Genomic DNA, 5,762 nt, shown 5'->3' with positions numbered 1-5,762 from the left:
TGATTGATGATAAGATAACCGACCAGGCTCTCTCCATGCTGGATGTGGACCAGGAAGGGCTGGACTATGTGGATCAGAAAATCCTACGAACCATGATTGAAGTTTATGGTGGTGGTCCAGTGGGGCTGGGCACCCTCTCGGTCAATATTGCCGAGGAACGTGGAACAGTGGAGGACATGTATGAGCCTTACCTGATTCAGAAAGGCTTTGTCATGCGGACTCGGACTGGGCGCGTGGCGACTCGCAAAGCCTATGAGCATCTAGGATATGAGTATATGAAGGAATGATGACCGATCAAGAGATTTTAGAGAGGCTGAGTCAGGATCAGGATATCCGAGCGATTTTGGAGATGATCCGCAGTCTAGAATTGAAAGATTCTTGGCTGGCTGCGGGCAGTGTCAGAAATTTTATCTGGAATATCTTGTCTGGTAAGTCGGGCTTTGATGCTGAAACGGATGTAGATGTCGTATTCTTTGATCCAACTGTGTCTTATGAGAAAACTTTGCAGCTGGAGATGGAGCTGAGAAAAGCTTTTCCCGCTTATTCTTGGGAGCTGAAAAATCAAGTCTATATGCATAGTCATAGTCCCAACACCCAGCCCTATACTAGCTCGAAAGATGCCATGAGCAAGTATCCTGAGTGCTGCACAGCTATCGGTCTTCGATTGCTGGAAAATGATAAGTTAGAGCTTTTTGCTCCCTATGGCTTGGCAGATATTCGAGCATTTCAGGTGCGGCCGACACCACATTTTTTGGCGGATGTGGAGCGGAAGAAGCTTTATATGCAAAGAATTCGCAAGAAAAACTGGCAGGCTAAATGGCCACAATTAAGTTTTGAATATCTTTCTGAAGAAAAGTAAAGTTGAATCTGGTGCAAGCTAGATTGAGTAGGTTACTGCCTCAATGATCTGCACTCTTGTGTAAGTCGGTATAATTAGCTGTTTTTCAGAGTCCGCTTCCGCTGTCACAGAATAATCGAGAAAGCTCCGCAGTTTTCTTTTTATTCTGGTATAATAGATCTATGAAGAAAATTGTATTTGTTTGTTTAGGAAATATCTGTCGCAGTCCGATGGCAGAGTTTGTTATGAAAAGTCTGACCGATGACCTACATATTGAGAGTCGTGCGACGTCTAGCTGGGAGCATGGCAACCCTATACATCAGGGGACTCAGGCTATTTTTAAGAAACATGCGATTTCTTATGACAAAGGAAAAAGTTCTCAGCAGATTTCAGCGCAAGATTTTGCAGAATTTGATTATATCATCGGCATGGATGAAGCCAATATTCGAGATTTGAAGAAAATGGCGCCAGCGGATTTTCAGGATAAAATCTACCAGTTTGCCGATATCGGTGTTCCGGATCCTTGGTACACGGGTGATTTCGATGAGACTTATGACCTGATTTTGGCTGGTTGCCACAAGTGGCTAGAACGCTTAAATGGATGAAAAATGGATAAAATAAAAGAATTTTACGATAAATATAAAATCTATCTGACCCGTCAGAATCTAGAAATCCTAGCAGTGACTGTGATTGCATTGTCAGCAATTTTAGTGTTTACATCCAATATCCCTAGTAAGGGTGCGCTAACGTTGGATCAAGGTAAGATAAAATATGAAGGCAGTCTAGTTCACGGAAAGATGAACGGCGAAGGTACCCTGACTTTTAAAAATGGAGATAGCTACAAAGGTCATTTCAAAAATGGGACTTTTGACGGCAAAGGGACTTTTACCTCCAAGGCTGGTTGGAAATATGAAGGCGAATTTGCCAATGGTCAAGCCAATGGTAAAGGAAAACTGACGACAGAAAGTAATGTCGTCTATGAAGGAAGGTTCAAGCAAGGAATTTATCAAAATGCGCATTAGATGGTTTTCACTGGTTCGGATTACTGGACTGGTCTTGGTGTTACTCTATCATTACTTTCAGGGAGTTTTTCCTGGAGGTTTTATTGGAGTGGACATCTTTTTCACTTTTTCAGGATTTTTGATTACTTCATTATTGATTGATGAGTTTACAAGAAGTCGGACGATTGATATTATGGGCTTTCTGAAACGGCGCTTTTATCGTATCGTTCCTCCGCTCGTTTTTATGATTTTGATCATCATGCCCTTTACTTTATTGATCCGTCGGGACTTTGTAGCAGGTATCGGGACGCAGATTGCAGCTGCTCTGGGCTTTGTGACCAATTTTTATGAAATGATGTCGGGTGGCAGTTATGAAAGCCAGTTTGTACCGCATTTGCTGGTTCACACTTGGAGTTTAGCACTGGAAGTGCATTACTATATCCTCTGGGGCTTAGCTGCTTGGGGCATTAGCAAGATTAGCAAGTCAGTTGCTCAGTATCGGGGACTGATTTCTCTGAGTTCGGCTGCTCTGTTTTTGTTCAGCTTCTTGGCCATGTTTATCGGAGCCTTTTTCAGCAAGAATTACTCCAATATTTATTTCTCAAGTCTGACCCATGTCTTTCCTTTCTTTGCGGGAACGGTGCTCGCGACTTTCTCTGGAGTCGGAAATGTGGGCGTTCAGATGAAGAAACTGGAAGAAAAGGTCGAAATCAAGCAAGTCTTGATCGCTTTAGCTGGCAGTTTTGTTCTTCTTCTTTTGCTCAGCTTTATTTTGAAATTTGACAGCTTGTGGACTTATTTATTTGGTTTCTTGATTTCAACGCTTCTGGCTTGTGTCATGATAGCAGCAACCCGTATCTTGCACGATAAATTGCCAAATATAAAGGAGCCTGGCCTTCTCAATTTTGTTGCAGATACTAGCTATGGTGTCTACCTTTTCCATTGGCCTTTCTATATTATTTTTAGTCAGTTGATGAGCAATGGATGGGCTGTGCTTTTGACTACAATCTTGAGTTTTGGTTTCGCGGCTCTTTCCTTCTATATTTTAGAGCCGACTTTAGCTGGACGGAAGCCTCGGATTTTTGGCAAGGAGATGAATGTAACATCCATCACCAAGCCGATTTTCTACAGTTTCATTCCGCTGACATTTATCTTGCTTATTATCACCATCACAGCTCCGTCTGTGGGTGCCTTTGAGGAAAGCCTGATTGTCAATGCTTTGAATCAAGCCGATACGAAAATGCAGACAACTCGTAAGCACGCTGACCAAAAAACTGCGACAAATTATAACGTGGCAGAGGGAACGACTGTTATTGGTGATTCGGTCACTTTGCGCTCCGCTGAATGGATCCAAGAGGCTATACCTGACGCTCAAGTCGATGCAGTGGTTAGCCGTAATTTAGTGTCTGGTCTGGAATTTTTCAAGAACGATATTGCTAACCAAACACTGCTTCAAAACGTCGTCTTGGCATTGGGAACCAATCCAGTTGACAATTATGAAGAATTGCTGGATCAGTATATTGAGCTCTTGCCAAAAGGCCATCGCTTGATTTTAGTCACGCCATATGATGGCCGGACAGCCAATGATCCAAGCAGTATTCCTGTTAAGATGCGACAATACGAACTTGAACTTGCTAAGAAATACGACTTTGTATATGTAGCAGACTGGTATCAGGTAGCGATTAATAATCCGCAGATTTGGATTGGAACAGACTATGTCCATTATGGGGCAGATTCAGAGTCTATGGCAGAGGGAGGTAAACTCTACTCTAACATGATAAAAGAAGCCTTGGCTGCCGCTTCAAATGGCAGTGTTAAGCCATAAAATGAGCTCGGTTATTTAGCCGAGCTCATTTTATAACAAAAAAGAAAGCGTTAACATATTTTTTAAGGAAAAGTATGTGAAATTTTTAAGAATAGATATAGAATTTAGTAAAAAAGCCTGAAATATCAGTGTTTAAAAAATAATCCATAAAAAGTTTGTGAACTTTTGTTGAAAGTGTTTACAAATTTGTGGGAATAGAGTATAATTATATTGTGAAATAATTAACAAAGGTTAAAGTCTTCATTTAACCTTTTGGCAGAAACCATTGGAGGACTATAATGGCTGATAAGAAGAAAATTGTTGAACAAGAGGACAAAGTATTAGCGGCTGAAAAGCATGTTGACGGACTTGTACAAAAAGGTCTCCTAGCTCTTGAAGAAATGAGAAAATTGAACCAAGAGCAAGTGGATTATATCGTAGCGAAAGCTTCTGTTGCAGCACTTGATGCACACGGTATCCTTGCTCAACACGCGATTGAAGAAACAGGTCGCGGTGTATTTGAAGACAAGGCAACGAAAAATCTTTTTGCCTGTGAGCACGTTGTCAACAATATGCGCGGTGTGAAAACTGCTGGTGTTATCGAAGATGATCCTGTTACTGGATTGACAAAGATTGCTGAGCCTGTCGGAGTTATTTGTGGTATCACTCCAACAACGAACCCAACATCAACAGCAATTTTTAAAGCATTGATTGCCTTGAAGACACGTAACCCAATCGTTTTTGCCTTCCACCCATCTGCTCAAGAATCATCTGCTCACGCAGCGCAAATCGTTCGTGATGCAGCAATTGCAGCTGGCGCACCTGAAAACTGTGTGCAATGGATTACAGAACCATCTATGGAAGCAACAGCAGCTTTGATGAACCACGATGGTATTGCAACAATCCTGGCAACTGGTGGTAACGCCATGGTTAAGGCTGCCTACTCTTGCGGAAAACCAGCTCTTGGGGTTGGTGCCGGAAACGTACCAGCTTACATCGAAAAATCTGCTGACCTTCGCCAAGCAGCTCATGATATCGTGATGTCTAAATCATTTGACAATGGTATGGTCTGCGCATCTGAGCAAGCGGTGATCATTGACAAGGAAGTTTATGACGAATTTGTAGAGGAATTCAAGTCATACCACACTTATTTTGTAAACAAAAAAGAAAAAGCTCTTCTTGAAGAATTCTGCTTTGGCGCTAAAGCAAACAGCAAAAACTGTGCGGGTGCTAAGCTCAATGCAGATATTGTAGGTAAGCCAGCTACATGGATTGCAGAACAAGCGGGCTTTAAAGTACCAGAAGGTACAAACATCTTGGCTGCAGAATGTGCTGAAGTAGGTCCAAATGAGCCATTGACTCGCGAAAAACTTTCACCAGTTATTGCTGTCTTGAAAGCTGAAGATAGAGAAGACGGTCTTAAAAAAGCTCGTCAAATGGTTGAGTTTAACGGACTTGGTCACTCAGCAGCTATCCATACAAAAGATGAAGAATTGGCTAAACGCTTTGGTACTGAAATCAAAGCTATGCGGATTATCTGGAACTCTCCATCTACTTTCGGTGGTATCGGGGACGTATATAATGCCTTCATTCCATCCTTGACACTTGGATGTGGTTCATACGGACGCAACTCAGTTGGTGATAACGTGAGCGCTATTAACCTTCTAAACATCAAGAAAGTAGGGAAACGTAGAAATAATATGCAATGGTTTAAAGTTCCTTCAAAAATTTACTTCGAGCGCAACTCTATCCAATACCTTCAAACATGTGAAGATATTGAACGTGTTATGATCGTTACTGACAAATCTATCGAAAAACTTGGTTTTGTTCAACGTGTTATCGACCAATTGAACGCACGTAGCAACCGTGTCACTATCCAAGTCTTCTCAGATGTTGAACCAGATCCAGACATCACAACTGTAGAACGTGGTGCGGAAGTGATGAAAGCATTTGAACCAGATACAATCATCGCTCTTGGTGGTGGTTCTCCAATGGACGCGGCGAAAGTAATGTGGCTCTTCTATGAGCAACCAGAAATCGATTTCCGTGACCTGGTTCAAAAATTCATGGATATCCGTAAACGTGCCTTCCGCTTCCCATCACTTGGTAAGAAAGCGAA

6 protein-coding genes are annotated in these 5,762 nt (G+C 42.1%); all 6 read left to right on the top strand.

Features of this window, described 5'->3' with window-relative positions; all coding sequences use genetic code 11:
- Positions 1-287 (top strand): Holliday junction DNA helicase RuvB C-terminal domain-containing protein (locus Q0191_RS09170; protein WP_297665846.1); only part of this gene is annotated, 287 nt, incomplete at its 5' end.
- Positions 284-859, top strand: coding sequence for a nucleotidyltransferase family protein (locus Q0191_RS09165; RefSeq protein ID WP_297665844.1), 576 nt, complete (start codon positions 284-286; stop codon positions 857-859). The genes Q0191_RS09170 and Q0191_RS09165, both read left to right, overlap by 4 nt.
- Positions 860-1,020: 161 nt before the next feature.
- Positions 1,021-1,443, top strand: a complete 423-nt coding sequence (locus Q0191_RS09160; protein ID WP_297665842.1) for a low molecular weight protein-tyrosine-phosphatase — start codon at positions 1,021-1,023, stop codon at positions 1,441-1,443.
- A 3-nt stretch (positions 1,444-1,446) separates the two neighbouring features.
- Positions 1,447-1,860, top strand: coding sequence for an MORN repeat-containing protein (locus Q0191_RS09155; RefSeq protein WP_125371656.1), 414 nt, complete (start codon positions 1,447-1,449; stop codon positions 1,858-1,860).
- The gene (locus tag Q0191_RS09150) at positions 1,850-3,664 is read left to right on the top strand and encodes an acyltransferase family protein (RefSeq protein ID WP_297665840.1); all 1,815 of its coding nucleotides are present in this window, start codon (positions 1,850-1,852) and stop codon (positions 3,662-3,664) included. The genes Q0191_RS09155 and Q0191_RS09150 overlap by 11 nt, the downstream gene beginning before the upstream one ends.
- 278 nt (positions 3,665-3,942) lie before the next feature.
- Positions 3,943-5,762: bifunctional acetaldehyde-CoA/alcohol dehydrogenase (adhE, locus tag Q0191_RS09145; protein ID WP_297665838.1), on the top strand; the 1,820-nt coding region annotated here is incomplete at its 3' end.

Origin of the sequence: uncultured Streptococcus sp. (assembly GCF_938036805.1) — a bacterium.
Taxonomy (GTDB): Bacteria; Bacillota; Bacilli; order Lactobacillales; family Streptococcaceae; genus Streptococcus.
Note: the sequence above shows the minus strand (reverse complement) of the source record. Positions and strands in the feature narration are given on the sequence as shown.